The sequence below is a fragment of the Streptococcus sp. KHUD_015 genome, assembly GCF_051106265.1.
Taxonomy (GTDB): Bacteria; Bacillota; Bacilli; order Lactobacillales; family Streptococcaceae; genus Streptococcus.
Genome location: NZ_CP193665.1, coordinates 576,315 through 595,780 on the forward strand (window position 1 = coordinate 576,315; position 19,466 = coordinate 595,780).

At 41.8% G+C, this 19,466-nt stretch carries 11 protein-coding genes; 10 read left to right on the top strand and 1 reads right to left on the bottom strand.

Annotated features, from left to right (window positions below):
- Positions 1-22: 22 nt before the first annotated feature.
- Genes dapB through ACORHU_RS02715 form a run of 3 tightly spaced genes read left to right on the top strand, consistent with a single transcriptional unit; the run spans position 23 to position 3,854 of the window.
- Complete coding sequence (dapB, locus tag ACORHU_RS02705; RefSeq protein WP_434364703.1) at positions 23-790, top strand: 4-hydroxy-tetrahydrodipicolinate reductase; 768 nt, start codon at positions 23-25, stop codon at positions 788-790.
- The gene (locus ACORHU_RS02710) at positions 787-1,986 is read left to right on the top strand and encodes a CCA tRNA nucleotidyltransferase (protein ID WP_434364704.1); all 1,200 of its coding nucleotides are present in this window, start codon (positions 787-789) and stop codon (positions 1,984-1,986) included. Before dapB ends, ACORHU_RS02710 begins: the two co-directional genes overlap by 4 nt.
- Positions 1,983-3,854, top strand: a complete 1,872-nt coding sequence (locus tag ACORHU_RS02715; protein ID WP_434364705.1) for an ABC-F family ATP-binding cassette domain-containing protein — start codon at positions 1,983-1,985, stop codon at positions 3,852-3,854. Before ACORHU_RS02710 ends, ACORHU_RS02715 begins: the two co-directional genes overlap by 4 nt.
- Positions 3,855-3,891: 37 nt before the next feature.
- On the opposite strand, the gene mntE is transcribed toward ACORHU_RS02715, so the two are convergent.
- Positions 3,892-5,076 carry a CDF family manganese efflux transporter MntE gene (mntE, locus tag ACORHU_RS02720; RefSeq protein ID WP_434364706.1) on the bottom strand — a complete coding sequence of 395 codons (1,185 nt, stop codon included), beginning with the start codon at positions 5,074-5,076 and terminating at the stop codon, positions 3,892-3,894.
- A gap of 307 nt (positions 5,077-5,383) precedes the next feature.
- Between mntE and ACORHU_RS02725 the strand changes: the two genes are divergently transcribed.
- The 7 genes from ACORHU_RS02725 (at position 5,384) to ACORHU_RS02755 (ending at position 19,349) form a co-directional block, all read left to right on the top strand.
- The gene (locus ACORHU_RS02725; protein WP_434364707.1) at positions 5,384-8,080 is read left to right on the top strand and encodes a cation-translocating P-type ATPase; all 2,697 of its coding nucleotides are present in this window, start codon (positions 5,384-5,386) and stop codon (positions 8,078-8,080) included.
- A 12-nt stretch (positions 8,081-8,092) separates the two neighbouring features.
- On the top strand, positions 8,093-8,884 hold the full coding sequence (gene yghU / locus ACORHU_RS02730) for a glutathione-dependent disulfide-bond oxidoreductase (RefSeq protein ID WP_434364708.1): 792 nt from the start codon (positions 8,093-8,095) through the stop codon (positions 8,882-8,884).
- A gap of 115 nt (positions 8,885-8,999) precedes the next feature.
- Complete coding sequence (locus ACORHU_RS02735; RefSeq protein ID WP_434364709.1) at positions 9,000-9,410, top strand: peptide deformylase; 411 nt, start codon at positions 9,000-9,002, stop codon at positions 9,408-9,410.
- An 11-nt stretch (positions 9,411-9,421) separates the two neighbouring features.
- Positions 9,422-11,017 carry a hypothetical protein gene (locus tag ACORHU_RS02740; RefSeq protein WP_434364710.1) on the top strand — a complete coding sequence of 532 codons (1,596 nt, stop codon included), beginning with the start codon at positions 9,422-9,424 and terminating at the stop codon, positions 11,015-11,017.
- A 64-nt stretch (positions 11,018-11,081) separates the two neighbouring features.
- A complete protein-coding gene (locus ACORHU_RS02745; RefSeq protein ID WP_434364711.1) occupies positions 11,082-11,246 on the top strand; it encodes a YczI family protein in 165 nt (54 codons plus the stop codon).
- A gap of 78 nt (positions 11,247-11,324) precedes the next feature.
- Positions 11,325-12,053 (top strand): peroxide stress protein YaaA, encoded by a 729-nt coding sequence (yaaA, locus tag ACORHU_RS02750; RefSeq protein WP_434364712.1) that lies wholly within the window; start codon positions 11,325-11,327, stop codon positions 12,051-12,053.
- Between the two features lie 357 nt (positions 12,054-12,410).
- A complete protein-coding gene (locus tag ACORHU_RS02755; RefSeq protein WP_434364713.1) occupies positions 12,411-19,349 on the top strand; it encodes a SpGH101 family endo-alpha-N-acetylgalactosaminidase in 6,939 nt (2,312 codons plus the stop codon).
- The last annotated feature ends 117 nt before the right edge of the window (positions 19,350-19,466 follow it).

Here is a 19,466-nt window from a genome sequence, read left to right on the forward strand (position 1 = left end):
TGTATCTTAGACAGGAGTAGAGATGAGTATTCGAGTAATTATTGCTGGTTTTAAGGGAAAGATGGGGCAAGCTGCTTGTCAGATGGTCTTGGCTGAGCCAGACTTGGACTTGGTAGCAGTTTTGGATCCTTTTGAGTCTAAATCAGAATGGCAGGGTATTCCTGTTTTCAAGGACAAGGCTGATTTAGCAGGCTTTAAAGCGGATGTCTGGGTAGATTTTACAACTCCAGCTGTTGCCTATGAAAATACACGCTTTGCTCTTGAAAATGGCTTTGCTCCAGTAGTTGGAACAACAGGTTTTACTAGTGAAGAAATTGCAGAGCTAAAAGAATTTTCTCGTGAACAAGATTTGGGTGGCTTGATTGCCCCTAACTTTGCCTTGGGTGCTGTCTTGCTCATGCAATTTGCGACGCAGGCTGCTAAATATTTCCCAAATGTGGAGATTATCGAGCTTCATCATGATAAGAAAAAGGATGCCCCGAGTGGAACAGCCATTAAAACAGCTGAATTGATGGCCGAGGTTCGAGAGTCTATTCAGCAAGGTGCGCCTGATGAGGAAGAATTGATTGCTGGTACCCGTGGTGCTGACTTTGATGGCATGCGGATCCACTCAGTTCGTTTGCCAGGCTTAGTAGCCCATCAGGAAGTCATCTTTGGCAATCAGGGAGAAGGATTGACCCTTCGTCATGACTCCTATGATCGCAGCTCCTTCATGACAGGGGTCAATTTGGGAATTAAAGAAGTTGTCAAGCGTCATGAGCTTGTCTATGGATTAGAACACTTATTATGAGATTAACGCAAATGCCTTCTGAATTTCAGAAGGCTTTACCAGTATTAGAAAAAATTAAAGAAGCAGGCTTTGAAGCCTATTTTGTTGGGGGCTCTGTTCGAGATGCCCTTCTCAATCGTCCTATCCATGATGTGGATATTGCGACTTCTTCTTATCCAGAAGAGACCAAGCAGATTTTTCCGCGAACGGCTGATATCGGAATCGAGCACGGAACTGTCTTGGTCTTAGATGGGGATGAAGAGTACGAAGTAACCACTTTTCGGACAGAGGATGTCTATGTTGACTATCGCAGACCCAGTGCGGTTTCCTTTGTGCGTTCGCTAGAAGAAGACCTCAAACGCCGTGATTTCACAGTCAACGCCTTTGCCTTGGACGAGACAGGGGAAATCATTGACTTGTTCCATGGTTTAGAAGATTTAGAAAATCAAGTTTTGCGGGCGGTTGGCGTGGCTAGTGAGCGTTTCAACGAAGATGCTTTGCGGATTATGCGTGGTTTTCGTTTTCAGGCTAGTCTTGGCTTCGAACTTGAGCCAGAAACCTTTAAAGCTATGAAGACCTTGACGCCACTTTTGGAGAAAATTTCTGTGGAGCGTACCTTCGTTGAGTTTGATAAACTCTTGCTGGCTCCGTTTTGGAGAAGTGGTTTGGCTTCCATGATTGAGAGTCAAGCTTATGATTATCTCCCTGATATGGAATCTAGCCAGGACAAGCTCAATAGACTGTTTGATTTGGAGACTGATTTTATCTTTGAATCCTCTGAACAAGCTTGGTCGGCTCTACTGTGGGCTTTGGAGATTGAAAATGCGCAGCCATTTTTGAAGGCTTGGAAGACATCACGCCAGTTTGCCAAGCAGGTACAGGATTTGCTGACTATTTTGGACTTGCGCGAAAAGGGAGAATTGAGCAAGCGCGATTGTTATCGCTTTGACTTGGATTTACTTTTACAGGCTGAAAATCTTCGTCAGGCTCAAGGGAAAGCAGTCAATCCGCAAGTTATCACAGAAACCTACCAGAGTTTGACCATTCATGACAAGAAAGAAATCCAAATCAATGGTGGTATTTTGATTAAGGAATATGGCTATCAGCCGGGACCAGACTTGGGAGAGATTTTAACAGAGATTGAGTATGCCATTGTCGATGGAGCATTAGAAAATGATCGTCAAGCCATCCATACTTATCTGAGGGAGAAAAAATGAGTGATTTTATCGTTGAAAAACTAAGTAAATCCGTCGGTGACAAGACCGTTTTTAAGGATATTTCCTTTATCATCCATGACCTAGACAGAATCGGTCTAAACGGTGTTAATGGAACGGGCAAAACCACCCTTTTGGATGTCCTTTCTGGTGTTTCTGGCTTTGATGGGGATGTCAGTCCCTTTTCAACGAAGAACGATTACCAGATTGGTTACTTGACCCAAGATCCTGATTTTGATGATAGCAAGACGGTTTTGGATACGGTCCTATCCAGCGACCTCAAGGAAATCCAACTCATTCGTGAGTATGAACTTCTCATGCTCAACTACAGTGAGGACAAGCAGGCTCGTTTGGAACGGGTCATGGCAGAGATGGATTCTCTCCAAGCTTGGGAAATTGAGAGTCAGGTCAAGACTGTCCTTAGCAAGTTAGGTATTCAGGACTTATCCACTCCAGTTGGGGAATTGTCAGGTGGTCTGAGAAGACGAGTTCAGTTGGCGCAAGTTTTACTTGGCAACCACGACCTCTTGCTACTTGATGAGCCAACCAACCATCTGGATATTGCGACTATTGAGTGGCTGACCCTCTTTTTAAAAAATTCCAAGAAAACTGTCCTTTTTATCACCCACGATCGTTATTTCCTAGACGCTTTGTCAACACGGATTTTCGAGTTGGACCGAGCTGGATTAACTGAGTATCAGGGAAATTATCAGGATTATGTCCGCCTTAAGTCGGAACAGGATGAGCGTGATGCGGCTCTCCTTCACAAAAAGGAACAACTTTATAAGCAAGAATTGGCCTGGATGCGTAGACAACCGCAGGCGCGTGCTACCAAGCAGCAGGCTCGTATCAATCGTTTCCATGATCTGAAAAAGGAAGTTTCAGGTGGCATTGCTGAGACAGACTTGACCATGAACTTTGAAACCAGTCGAATCGGTAAGAAAGTCATTGAGTTTCAGGATGTTTCCTTCGCCTATGAAAACAAGCCTATTTTGCAAGATTTTAATCTCTTGGTGCAGGCTAAAGATCGTATTGGAATCGTTGGGGACAACGGTGTTGGGAAGTCAACCCTTCTTAACCTCATTGCAGGAAGTCTTGAACCAACTGATGGACAAGTTATCATCGGCGAAACGGTTCGCATCGCCTATTTCTCTCAGCAAATTGAGGGCTTTGATGAAAGCAAGCGTGTTATCAATTACTTGCAGGAAGTAGCAGAAGAGGTCAAGACCAGCGGTGGTTCTACGACTTCCATTGCAGAGTTACTGGAGCAGTTCCTTTTCCCACGTTCGACGCATGGAACCTTGATTGAGAAATTGTCTGGGGGAGAGAAAAAACGTCTTTATCTCCTCAAATTGCTATTGGAAAAACCAAATGTTCTTCTCTTGGACGAGCCGACCAATGATTTGGATATTGCTACTCTTACAGTTTTGGAGAATTTCTTGCAAGGCTTTGCTGGTCCAGTTTTGACTGTTAGTCACGACCGCTATTTCTTGGATAAGGTAGCGACCAAGATTCTCGCTTTTGAGGATGGTAAAATTCGTCCTTTCTTTGGTCATTACACCGACTATCTTGATGAAAAAGCCTTTGAAACAGAGATGGTCAATCAAGTGCAAAAAGCCGAAAAGGAAAAAGTAGTCAAGGTCCGTGAAGACAAGAAACGCATGACTTACCAAGAAAAGCAGGAGTGGGCAAGCATTGAAGGCGATATTGAAGCCTTGGAAAATCGTATCGCTGCTATTGAAGAGGAGATGCAGGCCAACGGCTCTGACTTTGGTAAGCTGGCTACTCTCCAAAAAGAACTGGATGAGAAAAACGAAGCACTCCTTGAAAAATACGAACGTTATGAGTATTTAAGTGAGTTTGATAGCTAGAAGAATGGAAAAATCCCGTCTTATGGACAGGATTTCTCTATTCTTTTTTGGTTTCTTGATGAAAGATATTTTGCCAAGTTTCATGGCGACGCCAGATACTGGTATGGACGATGCCATCTAATTCATAGCAGATGAGTTTGGTCTTCTGACTGATGGAAGTGATTTGGATGTCCTTGATAGCAGCATTCAACTCTTTTTCGGCTTTATAGGCCTCTTTATCCATCTGTTCTCCATCCTGACGAATATAGACAAAATCATCAGCCAAGAGTTCTACCAGTTGATTTCCCTGGTCAATCAATTGTTCACGCATGAGCAATTTTTTGTAGACGTTATCTAAAATTTCATCCTCAGGGATAGGTGCTGGCTCGATATGGACATCGGTATCAAAGACACCGAAACGTTCTTCCAGCATAGACTCGACTTGATCCGCAATTTCGTGGCTCTCATAAACCGACAAGTCAGGATTCATCTCAAGCGTGATATCCAGGTAGATATTGCTACCGTAGGTGCGACCTCTTTGAGATTTAACCTTGCTAATTTTGGGAATTTCCATAATGGCCTTTTGATAGTCCTCAAGCAGACGGTCGTCAAAGCCATCTGAAAGACTAAAGGAAGACTCGATGAAGATATCATAGGCAGTTTTCAAGATAAAGTAAGTGATGATGATAGCAACCAGTTTATCCACAATGGGATAATTGAAACTGCTAGCCAGGATGGCAATGGTAGTACCAAGTGAGGTGACAGCATCAGAAAGATTGTCTTTGGCGGCAGCCTTGAGTGCCTTAGAGTTGGATTTCTTACTGAGGCCAGTATTGTAGAGATAGACCAGAAACATGATTGCTGCAGACATAATTCCTAGAGTTGCACCAAGAGGATCAATGACTGTTTCTTCACGACTGAGAATCTTCTGAATGGTATCCCTTAGTACATCAAAGCCGACATAGAACATGATAATAGAAGTGACCAAGCTAGCCAAATCTTCAATCTTCCAGTGACCAAAACGGTGGTCACGGTCTGCAGGCTGGCGCGCCATCCGAATCCCAATCAAGAGGGCCACATTTCCAATGATGTCCGACACGTTGTTGAAACCATCGGCTACCAAACTGGATGAATGAAGAAGATGACCAGTTGCTAATTTGGCTGCAGACAAGATCAAATAGGTCGAAATACTGATAATGGCCCCACGTTCAGCTAACTTGAGATTTGAGATAGATTGCTTCATTCAACTTCCTTTCTAGTCACATAGCATTCTACCATTATACTGGTTTTCAAGGGAAAATTCAAATAAGTCATTTTTTACTCTTTGAAAACTTTTCAAAATTTGGTATAATAGAACTACTCAAGGGAGTAGCTGGCAGAAACCTGTGATAGTGTCGTCATTCCGAATTTTATACTGAAAAGTATGCTTTCCGGCACTATCTTAAACAGCGAGACTTGTTATGATTAACAGGTCTCTTTTTGTTTGTCGTGAAAAGATGCGATGAGGGAAAAGAGAGTCTGTTTTGCACACAATGTCAAGGAGGAGACACATGTCAAAAGAACAAAAACGCCAAGCGTTTTACACTCAGAGTCCTGAAGAGGTCTTGAAGGCTGTGGATGCGACCGAGCAAGGTTTGTCATCAAGTGAGGCGGAAAAGCGCCTTGCTGAATTTGGCCACAATGAACTCGAAGAAGGCGAGAAACGATCAATACTGGTCAAATTTATCGAGCAGTTTAAGGATTTGATGATTATCATCCTAGTTGCGGCAGCTATTTTGTCAGTTGTGACTTCTGGTGGGGAAGATATCGCAGATGCCATTATCATCTTAGCCGTGGTTATCATTAACGCTGCCTTTGGTGTTTACCAAGAAGGGAAAGCAGAAGAAGCGATCGAAGCCCTCAAATCCATGTCTAGTCCAGCCGCCCGCGTTCTTCGTGATGGGCATATGGCGGAGATTGATTCAAAAGAATTGGTTCCAGGTGATATCGTTGCCCTCGAAGCAGGTGATGTTGTACCAGCAGACTTACGTTTACTAGAAGCCAACTCTCTTAAGATCGAAGAAGCAGCTCTTACAGGTGAGTCTGTGCCAGTCGAAAAAGACTTGACTGTCGAGCTCTCTGCAGATGCTGGTATTGGTGACCGTGTCAATATGGCCTTCCAAAACTCAAACGTTACTTATGGTCGTGGTCTTGGTGTTGTTGTCAATACAGGTATGTACACTGAAGTGGGTCATATCGCTGGCATGCTCCAAGATGCGGATGAAACGGATACACCACTTAAACAAAACTTGAACAACCTTTCTAAGGTCTTGACCTATGCAATTTTGGTCATTGCCCTTGTTACTTTTGTAGTCGGAGTCTTCATTCAAGGTAAAAATCCACTTGGTGAGTTGATGACCTCTGTTGCGCTTGCTGTTGCAGCCATCCCAGAAGGACTACCTGCTATCGTGACCATCGTTCTTGCCCTTGGTACTCAAGTTTTGGCAAAACGTAACTCTATCGTTCGTAAGTTGCCAGCAGTTGAAACGCTTGGTTCAACTGAAATCATCGCTTCTGATAAGACTGGTACGCTGACCATGAACAAGATGACAGTCGAGAAAGTCTTCTATGATGCAGTCCTACATGATTCAGTTGATGACATTGAACTAGGTCTCGAAATGCCTCTTATTCGTTCTGTTGTTTTGGCTAATGATACTAAGATTGATGCAGAAGGAAACCTGATCGGGGATCCAACGGAAACAGCCTTCATCCAGTATGCCTTGGATAAGGGCTATGATGTTAAAGGATTTTTAGAGAAATATCCTCGTGTGGCTGAATTGCCATTTGACTCAGATCGTAAGCTCATGTCAACGGTTCATCCATTGCCAGATGGGAAATTCCTAGTGGCAGTCAAGGGAGCTCCAGACCAACTCTTGAAACGTTGTGTTGCTCGTGATAAAGCTGGTGATATTGCTCCGATTGATGAGAAGGTTACAAACCTCATTCATACAAACAACTCTGAAATGGCCCACCAAGCCTTGCGTGTCCTTGCAGGTGCTTATAAGATTATTGACAGCATTCCAGAAAATCTCACTTCTGAAGAGCTTGAAAATGATTTAATCTTCACTGGTTTGATTGGGATGATTGACCCTGAACGTCCTGAAGCTGCTGAGGCTGTTCGTGTGGCTAAGGAAGCGGGAATCCGTCCAATCATGATTACGGGTGACCATCAAGATACTGCAGAAGCTATTGCCAAACGTTTGGGAATTATTGATGCAAATGATACAGAAGGACACGTTTTAACTGGTGCTGAACTCAACGAACTGTCAGATGAAGAATTTGAAAAAGTAGTTGGTCAATACTCTGTTTATGCCCGTGTGTCTCCAGAACATAAGGTTCGTATCGTTAAGGCTTGGCAAAAACAAGGTAAAGTCGTTGCCATGACAGGTGATGGTGTCAATGATGCGCCAGCTCTGAAAACAGCCGATATCGGTATCGGTATGGGAATCACTGGTACAGAGGTTTCTAAGGGGGCTTCTGACATGATTCTTGCAGATGATAACTTTGCGACTATCATTGTTGCAGTTGAAGAAGGACGTAAGGTCTTCTCAAACATTCAAAAGACCATTCAATACCTGCTTTCTGCCAATACTGCTGAAGTATTAACCATCTTCCTATCAACCTTGTTTGGTTGGGATGTTTTGCAGCCAGTTCATCTCTTGTGGATCAACTTGGTAACGGATACCTTCCCAGCTATCGCTCTTGGTGTTGAACCTGCTGAGCCTGGTGTCATGAACCATAAACCACGTGGACGCAAGGCAAGCTTCTTCTCAGGTGGTGTTTTCAGTTCTATCATCTATCAAGGTGTACTCCAAGCAGCTATTGTTATGAGTGTTTATGGTCTTGCCCTTCTTTACCCAGTTCATGTGGGTGACAATCATGCTATTCATGCAGATGCCCTTACCATGGCCTTTGCAACCCTTGGTTTGATTCAGCTCTTCCATGCTTACAATGTCAAGTCTGTTTACCAGTCCATCTTGACAGTTGGTCCATTCAAGTCTAAGACCTTTAACTGGTCTATCCTAGTATCCTTCATCCTTCTCATGGCAACAATCGTTGTAGAACCACTTGAAGGAATCTTCCACGTAACCAAACTAGACTTATCACAATGGGGAATCGTTATGGCTGGAAGCTTCTCAATGATTATTATCGTCGAAATTGTTAAGTTTGTTCAACGTAAACTCGGTTTTGACAAGAATGCGATTTAAGGGAGGTTCCTGATGTCAGCGTATCAATTACCGACCGTATGGCAGGATGAAGCTAGTAATCAAGGAGCCTTTACAGGACTAAATAGACCAACAGCAGGTGCGCGTTTCGAACAAAACTTGCCAAAAGGAGAACAACCTTTTCAACTTTATTCGTTGGGAACACCAAATGGTGTGAAGATCACTATCTTATTGGAAGAATTACTAGAAGCTGGTTTTGAGCAAGCAGCTTACGACTTGTATAAGATTGCTATCATGGATGGGGATCAATTCGGTTCAGACTTTGTAAAGCTAAATCCAAATTCAAAGATTCCAGCCTTGCTGGACCAGTCAGGGGCTGAAGAAGTGAGAGTCTTTGAGTCTGCTCATATTCTCCTTTATCTTGCTGAGAAATTTGGAGCTTTTCTACCAAGTAATCCTGTGGAAAAGGTAGAAGTTTTGAATTGGTTATTCTGGCAAGCAGGTGCTGCACCTTTTCTAGGTGGGGGATTTGGACATTTCTTTAATTATGCCCCTGAAAAATTGGAATATCCAATTAATCGCTTTACGATGGAAGTGAAACGCCAGTTGGATTTATTGGATAAGGAATTGGCTCGGAAACCATATATTGCAGGCAATGACTATACGATTGCAGATATTGGTATCTGGTCTTGGTATGGACAGTTAGTTCAAGGAAAGCTTTACCAAGGTTCTGCAAAATTCTTAGATGCCTCAGGTTACCAGAATTTAGTAAAATGGGCAGAAAAAATTGCCAATCGTCCAGCTGTTAAGCGTGGTATGGAAGTAACTTATAAAGAAATTAAATAGCAAAAAAGTCATCTTCGGATGGCTTTTTGCTACAGTTGAGGGAAAGGGCTTGCAGTTATCGGCTTTTGTGCTATAATTGCTATAATATAGTAAAGATCAAGAGGGGTGTGAGGAAGTGGAAAAGAAAATTGTGAAGGATATCTTATTTTTATCTCAGGTATCTCAGCCGGCAAGTCAGGAAGACCTTTATCTTGCCAGAGATTTACAAGATACGCTCTTAGCAAATCGTGAGACTTGTGTCGGTCTGGCAGCCAATATGATTGGGGTGCAGAAGCGCGTGATTATTTTTAATCTTGGCTTGGTTCCTGTGGTCATGTTTAACCCAGTGCTCCTGTCCTCTGAAGGACCTTATGAGACAGAAGAAGGATGTTTGTCCTTGGTAGGTGTGAGACCTACTAAGCGTTATGAAACTATAAAGGTTGCCTATCGTGACAGCAAGTGGCAGGAACAGACCATTACTTTGACAGGCTTCCCAGCCCAGATTTGCCAGCATGAACTGGATCACTTGGAAGGACGAATCATTTAGGAGGAAAGCAAATGAAACGGATAATCTTTGAACTTATTTTTATCGCAACGACCTGGTATATCTTTTTACCGCCTCTTAACCTGACCAGCTGGGAATTTCTCTTTTTCCTCTGTGGGCATTTGCTGCTTGTAGCAATCTTATTTGGCTTTGGCAAGGGAATCAATCTGGTCAAAACGGTTCATGTGCGCCACGGCAAGGCGGAAGCTGCCTTAAATCTTGATGGTTTCAAAATCAATCGGTTAGGGAAAATTCTTTTAGCTTCTATTGGAGGAATTCTTCTCTTGGCAGCTTTGGTTTCCTTGGTGACTTCCAGCATTTTTCAGGCTAAAAATTATGCCAATGTAGTCACAGTTACGGAAAAAGACTTTACTGAATTTCCTAAGACTGATACCAGTAAGGTTCCTATTCTAGATAGAAGTACTGCTGAGAAAATTGGTGACCGCTACTTGGGTTCCCTAACAGATAAGGTGTCGCAATATGTAGCCGCAGATACCTATACCCAACTGACGATTGATGGAAAGCCTTATCGGGTTACGCCACTAGAATACGCAGATCCTATCAAGTGGTTTAATAATCAAGCTAAGGGAATCGGCGAGTATATCAAGGTGGACATGGTAACTGGAAATGCCAACTTGGTGGACTTGAAGACACCAATCAAGTATTCGGACTCGGAGTATTTTAACCGCGATGTCAAACGTCACCTGCGCTTGAAGTACCCAACCAAGATCTTCAAAACTCCATCTTTTGAGGTGGACGATGAGGGCAATCCTTTCTATGTAGCAACGGTTTATCAAAAGCAATTTGGGCTTGCGGTTCCTCGTCCTGTTTCAGTCATTATCTTGGATGCCACAAATGGAGAAACCAAGGAATACAGCTTGGCAGATGTTCCAGAATGGGTGGACAGGGTTTATCCAGCTGAGGAAACTATTGAGCAAATAAACTACAATGGCAAGTACAAGGACGGTTTCTGGAATGCCATGATTTCCAAGAAAAACGTGACCCAGACTACCAAGGGATATAATTACTTGTCTATCGGTAATGACATCTACCTCTACACAGGTGTGACGTCGGCCAATGCGGATGAAAGTAATCTTGGTTTCATCCTTGAAAATATGCGAACAGGAGAAATCACCAAGTATAGCTTGGCTTCTGCGACCGAAGAATCAGCCAGTGAATCAGCCGAAGGTGCTGTTCAGGAGAAATCCTACAAGGCAACCTTCCCAATCCTCATCAACATCAATGACAAGCCTCTCTACATCATGGGCTTGAAGGACAATGCGGGCTTGGTCAAAGAGTACGCTCTGGTAGACGCAGTTGAGTACCAAAATGTTATCGTAGCCACGACAGTAGAAGAACTGCTCAGCAAGTACGCTAATAAAAACGACCTTGAGATTGATAATGCAACAACAGAAAGCATCAAGGGTGTGGTAGCAGACCTCAAATCAGCTGTTATCAAGGGAGACACCGTCTACTTCTTTAAAGTTGATGGCAAGATATATAAGGTTAAGGCCTCAGTATCCGATGACCTTCCTTACCTTGAAAATGGTAAAGCTTTCGAAGGTCAAGTAGGAAAAGACAACTATCTCAAGACCTTTAAGCTACAGTAAAAACAGAATTTCTCAGAAAGTATATGTTATAATAAGGTGAATTAAGACTAATGGAGGACAACAAATGGGGTTTTATGTGATGCTTGCTTCAATGCTACTCGGACTGCTCGCTTTGAAGATAGGTTTTTCTCAGTTCAAGGAGAAAAAAGATAAATTCTTATCTATCCTAACAAGCTTAGCTGGCATAGCCCTTGTTCTCGTGTCTATCTGGTTAGGATGGCCCAAATAAACAGAGGAACCTCGGTCAAACCGAGGTTTTTCAAATGAATTTCTTGGTTGTAGCTAAAAAATATGCTACACTATCAATATGAAAATTTTAATCCCAACAGCAAAAGAAATGAACACAGACTTGCCGAGTATCGAGGCAACTACTTTAAGACCAGAAAGTCAGGACGTGCTTGATGCCTTGGCTCTCTATTCTGCTAGCCAATTGGAGAGTTTTTACAAGGTTTCAGCTGAGAAGGCTGCGGAAGAATTTCAACATATCCAAGCTTTAAAAAAACAAACTGCTTCACACTATCCAGCCTTGAAACTTTTTGATGGGCTCATGTATCGCCATATTAAGCGAGATAAATTGACCGAGGTAGAACAAGCCTATCTTGAAAATCATGTCTTCATTACCTCGGCTTTGTATGGCGTTGTTCCAGCCTTGTCACCCATTCCTCCTCACCGTTTGGACTTTTTGATGAAGTTAAAAGTCGCTGGTAAGACTTTGAAGAGCCATTGGAAGGCGGCCTATGATGAAGCTGTGAAGCAGGAAGAAGTGATTTTCTCCCTCTTGTCATCCGAGTTTGAGACCGTATTTTCTAAGGAAATCAGAGAAAAGATGGTAACCTTCAAATTCATGGAGGATAGAGATGGTCAGCTGAAGATTCACTCAACCATTTCAAAGAAGGCGCGTGGTGCCTTCCTAACGGCTTTAATAGAAAATCAAGTACAGACGGTGGAGGAAGCTCGTCGCTTAAGCTTTGCAGGATTTAATTACCGAGAAGATTTGTCCCAGCCACAGGAATTGGTTTTTGTAAAGGAAGTCTGAAAAGAGAAAAATTCAAATCGAGGCTTAGCTTCTTCGTTTTTAAAACGCATGAGGTTAGATAAAAAGTCTTTAAAATCAGAAAATGCATATTATCAGATATTGAAAAAATTTGATGATATGCATTTTATTTTTCTAGAGTATTTTGGAGATTTTATACTTTAATTTTACTAGGATTGAAAGAAAAAATTAGTCATTTCCTATCTTTTCTATTGCTTTATTTCCTATCATTTGTTATATTAAAAGTGTAATTATTTTTTATTTAATGACGTAAGTGTTACACTTTTTAGACAGAAAGGAGTATTTTTTTAAATAACAGATGTAAACGCTTACGCATATAGTGAAAGGATTTAGGACTTAATGGATAAAGGATTGTTTGAAAAACGTTGTAAATATAGTATTCGAAAATTTTCATTAGGGGTTGCTTCTGTCATGATTGGTGCAGCTTTCTTTGGAACTAGTACTGTCCTAGCAGATTCTGCACAAACAGGTTCAACAGCAAATATGCCGGCAGATTTGGCTGCAGCTCTTGCAAATGCTAAAGAGGACGGAGGGCATGATTTTGAAGCACCAAAAGCTGGTGAAGACCAAGGTTCTCCTGAAGTAACTGAAGGACCAAAGACTGAAGAAGAATTACTGGCAAAAGAAAAAGAAACTGCAACAAGCTCTTCAGCTTCAGATACTCTTCCTGATGAACTACGTGGAAAACTTGATAAGGCTGAAGAAAATGGCCACACTGCCTCAAAAGAAGAACTAGAAAAAGAAGATAAAAGCTTAGTTCCAGAAGATGTCGCTAAAACAAAAAATGGTGAATTAAACTATGGTGCGACTGTTGAAATTAAAAGCGCTGCGGGGATTGGCAGTGGTATCGTTATTGGGGAAAATCTAGTTTTATCTGTTTCTCATAACTTTATCAAAGATGTTCCAGATGGTAATAATCGTAAGGTAGCTGATAATGTTGAGAGTGATGGAGATGTCTATACAGTTTCTTACAAAGGAGCACCAGATGTCAAATTTAGTAAGAATGATGTAAAACACTGGGACCGTGAAGGCTTCCTCAAAGGCTATAAAAATGACTTGGCAATTGTTAAGCTTCGTACACCTCTTGCAAATGCTCCCGTTGAAGTGACTGAGAAACCTGCAACAACTAAGGTAGGAGATAAGGTTCATGTATTTGGATATCCAAAAGGAGAGCTTGATCCAATTTTGAATACTACCGTTGAGGATATTAACAATCACGGAGAAGGTGTTCGTGGAATTAGCTATCAAGGAAGTGAACCAGGTGCTAGTGGTGGCGGTATTTTCGATGAAAATGGGAAATTGATTGGTATCCACCAAAATGGTGTCTCTGGTAAACGTAGTGGAGGTATTCTCTTCTCACCTGCTCAGCTAGAGTGGATCCAAAACTATATCAAGGGTATTGAAACAAAGAAACCAGCTGGTCTAGATGCTCTCGATAAACAAGTGGAAAACAAGGAAGAAAAACCAAAAGAGGATAAACCTAAAGAAGAAAAACCAGCTGACAATAAGCCGGCAGAAAACAAACCAGCAGAAAATAAACCTGCTGAAACTAAACCGACTGAATCAAAAGAAGTCACTCCAGAATGGAAAACAGTTGAAAAGAAAGAACAACAGGGAACAGTAACTGTCCGTGAAGAAAAAGGAGTTCGTTACAACCAACTAGCTTCAACTGCTCAAAATGACAATGGTAAAAAACCAGCCTTGTTTGAAAAAGATGGTTTGACAGTAGATGCTAATGGGAATGCTACCGTTGATTTGACCTTTAAAGAAGAATCCGAAACAGGTAAATCTCGCTTTGGTGTCTTCATGAAATTTAAAGACACTGACAACAACGTTTTTGTAGGATATGACCAAGGTGGATGGTTCTGGGAATACAAGACAAATGGTAGTGGGCTTTGGTATCAAGGTGGACGTGTTGCAGCTCCAGTAAATGGATCTGAGAACCATTTGACGATCAGTCTAAAATCAGATGGACAGCTCAATGCAACTAACAATGATGTGAAACTTTTTGACACAGTGACCTTGCCATCTGCAGTAAATGACAAACTCAAAGATGAGAAGAAAATTGTTCTTAAAGCTGGAACCTATAATAGTAGTGAACGAACAATTGTCAATGTCAAAACTGACAACCAAGAAGGAGTTAAAACAGATCAAGAATCCACTAAAAAAGAAAAGGGCGATACAGTAGATGATAGCAATGTAAAATACGACACTATTCAATCTACAGTATTGAAAGCAGTTATCGACCAAGCCTTCCCACGTGTTAAAGAATATGTTCTAAATGGAAACAAGCTTCCAGGACAAGTGCAACCAATTAATCAAGTTGTGATCAACAAGCACGCTGTGACTCCTGAAGTTACCTATAAAAAGGTCAATGCAACGACTGCCGAGTATGACATGAAACTCCGTGATGAGAAAAATCTCATCAATGCAGATATGACCGTTCGTTTGCAAGTAGTGGACAACCAACTTCACTTTGATGTGACTAAGATTGTCAACCATAACCAAGTGACACCAGGACAAAAGATTGATGACGAACGTAAATTACTTTCTTCCATCAGCTTCCTAGGAAATGCCTTGGTATCTGTTTCTAGTGACCAAGCAGGAGCTAAGTTTGATGGGGCAACCATGTCAAACAACACTCACGTCAGTGGTGATGACCATATCGAAGTAACCAATCCAATGAAAGAATTGGCCAAAGGTTACATGTATGGATTTGTTTCAACAGACAAGCTTGCAGCTGGGGTATGGAGTAACTCACAAAACAGCTACGGTGGTGGTTCTTACGACTGGACACGATTGACAGCTTACAAGAATACGATTGGTAATGCCAACTACGTTGAAATCCATAGTTCTGAATGGCAATGGGAAAAAGCTCATAATGGTGTAGTCTTCCCAGAATATACGAAGGAACTTCCAAGTGCAAAAGTTGTCATCACTGAAGATGCCAATGCTGACCATAAGGTTGACTGGCAAGATGGTGCCATCGCTTACCGTAGTATTATGAACAACCCTCAAGGATGGGAAAAAGTTAAAGACATTACAGCTTACCGTATCGCTATGAACTTTGGTTCACAAGCGCAAAACCCATTCCTCATGACCTTGGATGGTATCAAGAAGATTAACCTTCATACAGATGGTCTTGGTCAAGGTGTACTTCTTAAGGGATACGGAAGTGAAGGACATGACTCTGGACACTTGAACTACGCGGATATCGGTAAACGTATTGGTGGTGTTGAAGACTTTAAGACTCTTATTGCGAAAGCTAAGAAATATGGTGCCCACCTCGGTATCCACGTTAACGCTTCAGAAACCTATCCTGAGTCTAAATATTTTAATGAAAATATTCTTCGTAAAAATGCAGATGGTAGCTACAGCTACGGTTGGAACTGGCTTGACCAAGGTATCAATATTGATGCTGGTTATGACCTCGCTCATGGGCGTCTAGCTCGTTGGGAAGAGTTGAAGAAGGAATTGGGTGAAGGTCTAGACTTCATCTATGTCGACGTATGGGGTAACGGCCAATCAGGTGACAATGGTGCCTGGGCAACTCATGTTATTGCTAAAGAAATTAATAAACAAGGTTGGCGCTTTGCTATTGAGTGGGGCCATGGTGGTGAATATGATTCTACCTTCCAACACTGGGCAGCTGACTTGACCTACGGTGGCTATACAAATAAAGGTATTAACAGTGCTATTACTCGCTTTATCCGTAACCACCAAAAAGATTCTTGGGTTGGTGACTACAGAAGTTATGGTGGTGCAGCTGACTACCCACTTCTAGGCGGTTATAGCATGAAGGACTTTGAAGGATGGCAAGGACGTAGTGACTATAACGGTTATGTAACAAACTTGTTTGCTCATGATGTTATGACTAAGTACTTCCAACACTTTACAGTCAGCAAATGGGAAGATGGCAAACCAGTAACCATGACTGACAATGGTAGTACCTATAAATGGACTCCAGAAATGAAAGTCGAATTGGTCGATGCTGCAAATAACAAGGTTGTTGTAGCTCGTAAATCAAATGATGTCAACAGTCCACAATATCGTGAACGGACAGTTACGCTTAATGGTCGTGTTATCCAAGATGGTTCAGCATACTTGACACCTTGGAACTGGGATGCAAATGGTAACAAGCTTGCGAGCGACAAGGAAAAAATGTACTACTTCAATACTGAAGCAGGTGCAACAACTTGGACACTTCCTAGCGACTGGGCAAATGGTAAAGTTTACCTTTATAAACTAACTGACCAAGGTAAGACTGAGGAAAAAGAAGTTGCCGTGAAAGACGGTAAGATTACCCTTGATCTTACTGCAAATCAACCTTATGTACTCTATCGCTCTAAACAAACAAATCCTGAAATGTCATGGAGTGAAGGAATGCATATCTATGACCAAGGATTTAACAGCGAATCTTTGAATCATTGGAAGATTTCGGGAGATGCTTCTAAGGCTGAAATCGTGAAGTCTCAAGGTGCAAACCAAATGCTCCGCATACAAGGCAATAAAGAAAAAGTGAGTCTGACTCAAAAATTAACTGGCTTGAAACCGAATACCAGATATGCAGTTTATGTAGGTGTGGATAACCGTAGTGATGCTAAAGCAAGTATTACAGTAAATACTGGTGAAAAAGAAGTAACTAACTACACCAACAAGTCGCTCGCTCTCAACTATGTAAAAGCCTATGCTCACAATACTCGTCGAAGCAATGCGACTGTTAATAACACAAGTTACTTCCAAAACATGTATGCTTTCTTTACAACAGGTTCAGATGTATCAAATGTAACCTTGACCTTGAGTCGTGAAGCAGGTGATGAAGCAACTTACTTCGATGAAATTCGTACCTTTGAAAATGAATCAAATATGTACGGTGACGGTCATGATACTGCAACAGGTGTCTTCAAACAAGACTTTGAAAATGTTGGACAAGGTATCTTCCCATTTGTCATCGGTGGTATCGAAGGTGTTGAAGACAACCGTACTCATTTGTCTGAAAAACATGGTCCATACACACAACGTGATTGGAATGGTAAGAAAGTTGATGACGTTATCGAAGGAAATTGGTCACTCAAGACAAATGGTCTCGTAAGTCGTCGAAACTTGGTTTACCAAACAATTCCACAAAACTTCCGATTTGAAGCAGGCAAGACCTACCGTATTACATTTGACTATGAAACTGGATCTGACAATACTTATGCCTTTGTAGTCGGTAAAGGAGAATTCCAATCTGGACAGGCAAGTAATTTGGAAATGCATGAATTACCAAACTCATGGACAGATTCTAAAAAAGCTAAACGCGCAACTTTCCTCGTGACAGGTGCTGAAACTGGCGATACATGGGTAGGTATCTACTCTACAGGAAATGCAAGCAATACTCGTGGAGATTCTGGTGGTAATGCGAATTTCCGTGGTTACAATGATTTCATCATGGATAGACTTCAAATTGAAGAAATTGTCTTGACTGGTAAGATGATGGCAGAAAATGCTGTTAAGAACTACCTTCCAACTGTTGCTATGACCAATTACACCAAAGAAACAATGGATGCTTTGAAAGAGGCTGTCTTTAACCTTAGTCAAGCAGACGATGATATTAGTGTAGAAGAAGCTAAAGCAGAGATTGCTAAGGTCAATGCTCTTAAAGATGCTTTAGTGATGAAGAAAACAGCTCTTGTAGCAGATGATTTTGCAAGCCTAAGCGCTCCTGCTCAGGCTGGTGAAGGTCTTGCAAATGCCTTTGATGGAAACTTATCTAGTTTATGGCATACATCATGGGGCGGAGGAGATGTTGGTAAACCAGCTACAATGGTCTTGAAAGAACCGACTGAAATTACTGGTCTCCATTATGTTCCACGTGGTTCTGGTTCAAACGGTAATTTGAGAGATGTGACTCTTGTCGTAACTGATGAAACAGGTAAGGAACATACTTTCAATGCAACAAATTGGGCTGACAATAACAAACCTAAAGATATCAACTTTGGCAAGACGATCAAAGCTAAGAAGATTGTTCTAACAGGAACACGAACTTACGGAGATGGTGGTAATCAATATCAATCAGCTGCAGAATTGGTCTTTACTCGTCCACAAGTGACTGAAGCAGGTCTTGATACAGCAGTCTATGAAGCAGCCTTGGCTAAAGCTCAAAAATTGACTGATAAGAGTAATCAAGAGGAAGTAGCAAGTGTTGTTTCCAGCATGAAATTTGCAACAGATAACCATCTCTTAACAAATAGAATGATTAAATACTTTGCAGATTATCTTGATCAATTGAAAGACCAAACACCTACCCCAACTCCAGATCCAGAACCTAAACCTGAAACTCCAACTTCAAGCAAGGGAGATGAAGCAGCCCCAGTTGTTGACCTTCCAGAATTCACAGGTGGTGTAAATGGTGTTGAAGCCGCAATCCATGAAGTTCCAGAGTACACAGAACCAATCGGTACAGCAGGAGATGAAGTGGCTGTAAAAGAGGTTCCAGAGTTCACTGGAAGTGTGAATGCGGTAGAATCAGCTGTACATGAAGTTCCAGAATATACAGGTGCAATGGGAACAGCAGGTGACCAAGCAGCACCTACGGTAGACAAACCAACTGAAGAGGTTCGTGTCTTATCAGATAAATCAACAGGCGTTGTAGTTGCAGGACTAGCAAGAGACTTGGCACCAGACATGCACCTTCAAGTTCAAAAAGTAAAAGACCAAAGTCTACAAGGTATGGAATTTGATGCTTATGCTCTTCATTTGGTAGATAAGGATAATCATAAGGTTCAGCTGAAAGGTGCAGTCCTTGTTAGATTACCAGTTTCTGGTGAAGTAGCTGGGGTATACTATACTGCATCAGGTGAGTCAGTAAACTTTACAAATGGTCAAGGAACAATTGAATTCATAACCAGTCAACTAGGACATTATGCTGTTGTTTATAAACAAGTTTCTAAACAAGAGTCACCATCAACTGAAGAACCTGGAGCTAAGGCGCAGACTCCATCAACTGAAGAATTTGGAGGAAATGCACAGACTTCATCAACTGAGGAAGTTGGAGGTAAGGCACAAACTCCATCGACAGATCAATTCAATCAGAAGCAGCAGGATCCAGCAGTACAGGAATTTGAATATCAAGCGGTTGATGGCTCTAAACCAGGAATGAAGATAGAAGAAGCAAAAGAAGAAATGAAGGCTAAACTTCCAGAAACTGGTACTAGCCAGTCAGATAAGCTCTTCTTCCTTGCCAGCCTCAGTCTAGCAATGTCTGCTCTATTTCTTGCAAAGAGAAAAGAAGATTAGAATATACAAGAGTTTTCATTAAAAGGGAGCTCAAACTCTCTGCTTGTTCTAGTGGAGAAAAAAGAATACCCAGAGAGGACCTCTAGGTCCTCTCTTTTTCTAAAGGAAATGAGAACG

Excerpts from the sequence above, each read along its gene's own strand:
- dapB (WP_434364703.1), top strand. The coding sequence starts at position 23 with ATGAGTATTCGAGTAATTATTGCTGGTTTTAAGGGAAAGATGGGGCAA.
- ACORHU_RS02745 (WP_434364711.1), top strand. The coding sequence starts at position 11,082 with ATGGGGTTTTATGTGATGCTTGCTTCAATGCTACTCGGACTGCTCGCT.
- ACORHU_RS02740 (WP_434364710.1), top strand. The coding sequence starts at position 9,422 with ATGAAACGGATAATCTTTGAACTTATTTTTATCGCAACGACCTGGTAT.
- mntE (WP_434364706.1), bottom strand. The coding sequence starts at position 5,076 with ATGAAGCAATCTATCTCAAATCTCAAGTTAGCTGAACGTGGGGCCATT.
- ACORHU_RS02710 (WP_434364704.1), top strand. The coding sequence starts at position 787 with ATGAGATTAACGCAAATGCCTTCTGAATTTCAGAAGGCTTTACCAGTA.
- yaaA (WP_434364712.1), top strand. The coding sequence starts at position 11,325 with ATGAAAATTTTAATCCCAACAGCAAAAGAAATGAACACAGACTTGCCG.
- ACORHU_RS02725 (WP_434364707.1), top strand. The coding sequence starts at position 5,384 with ATGTCAAAAGAACAAAAACGCCAAGCGTTTTACACTCAGAGTCCTGAA.
- ACORHU_RS02715 (WP_434364705.1), top strand. The coding sequence starts at position 1,983 with ATGAGTGATTTTATCGTTGAAAAACTAAGTAAATCCGTCGGTGACAAG.
- ACORHU_RS02755 (WP_434364713.1), top strand. The coding sequence starts at position 12,411 with ATGGATAAAGGATTGTTTGAAAAACGTTGTAAATATAGTATTCGAAAA.
- yghU (WP_434364708.1), top strand. The coding sequence starts at position 8,093 with ATGTCAGCGTATCAATTACCGACCGTATGGCAGGATGAAGCTAGTAAT.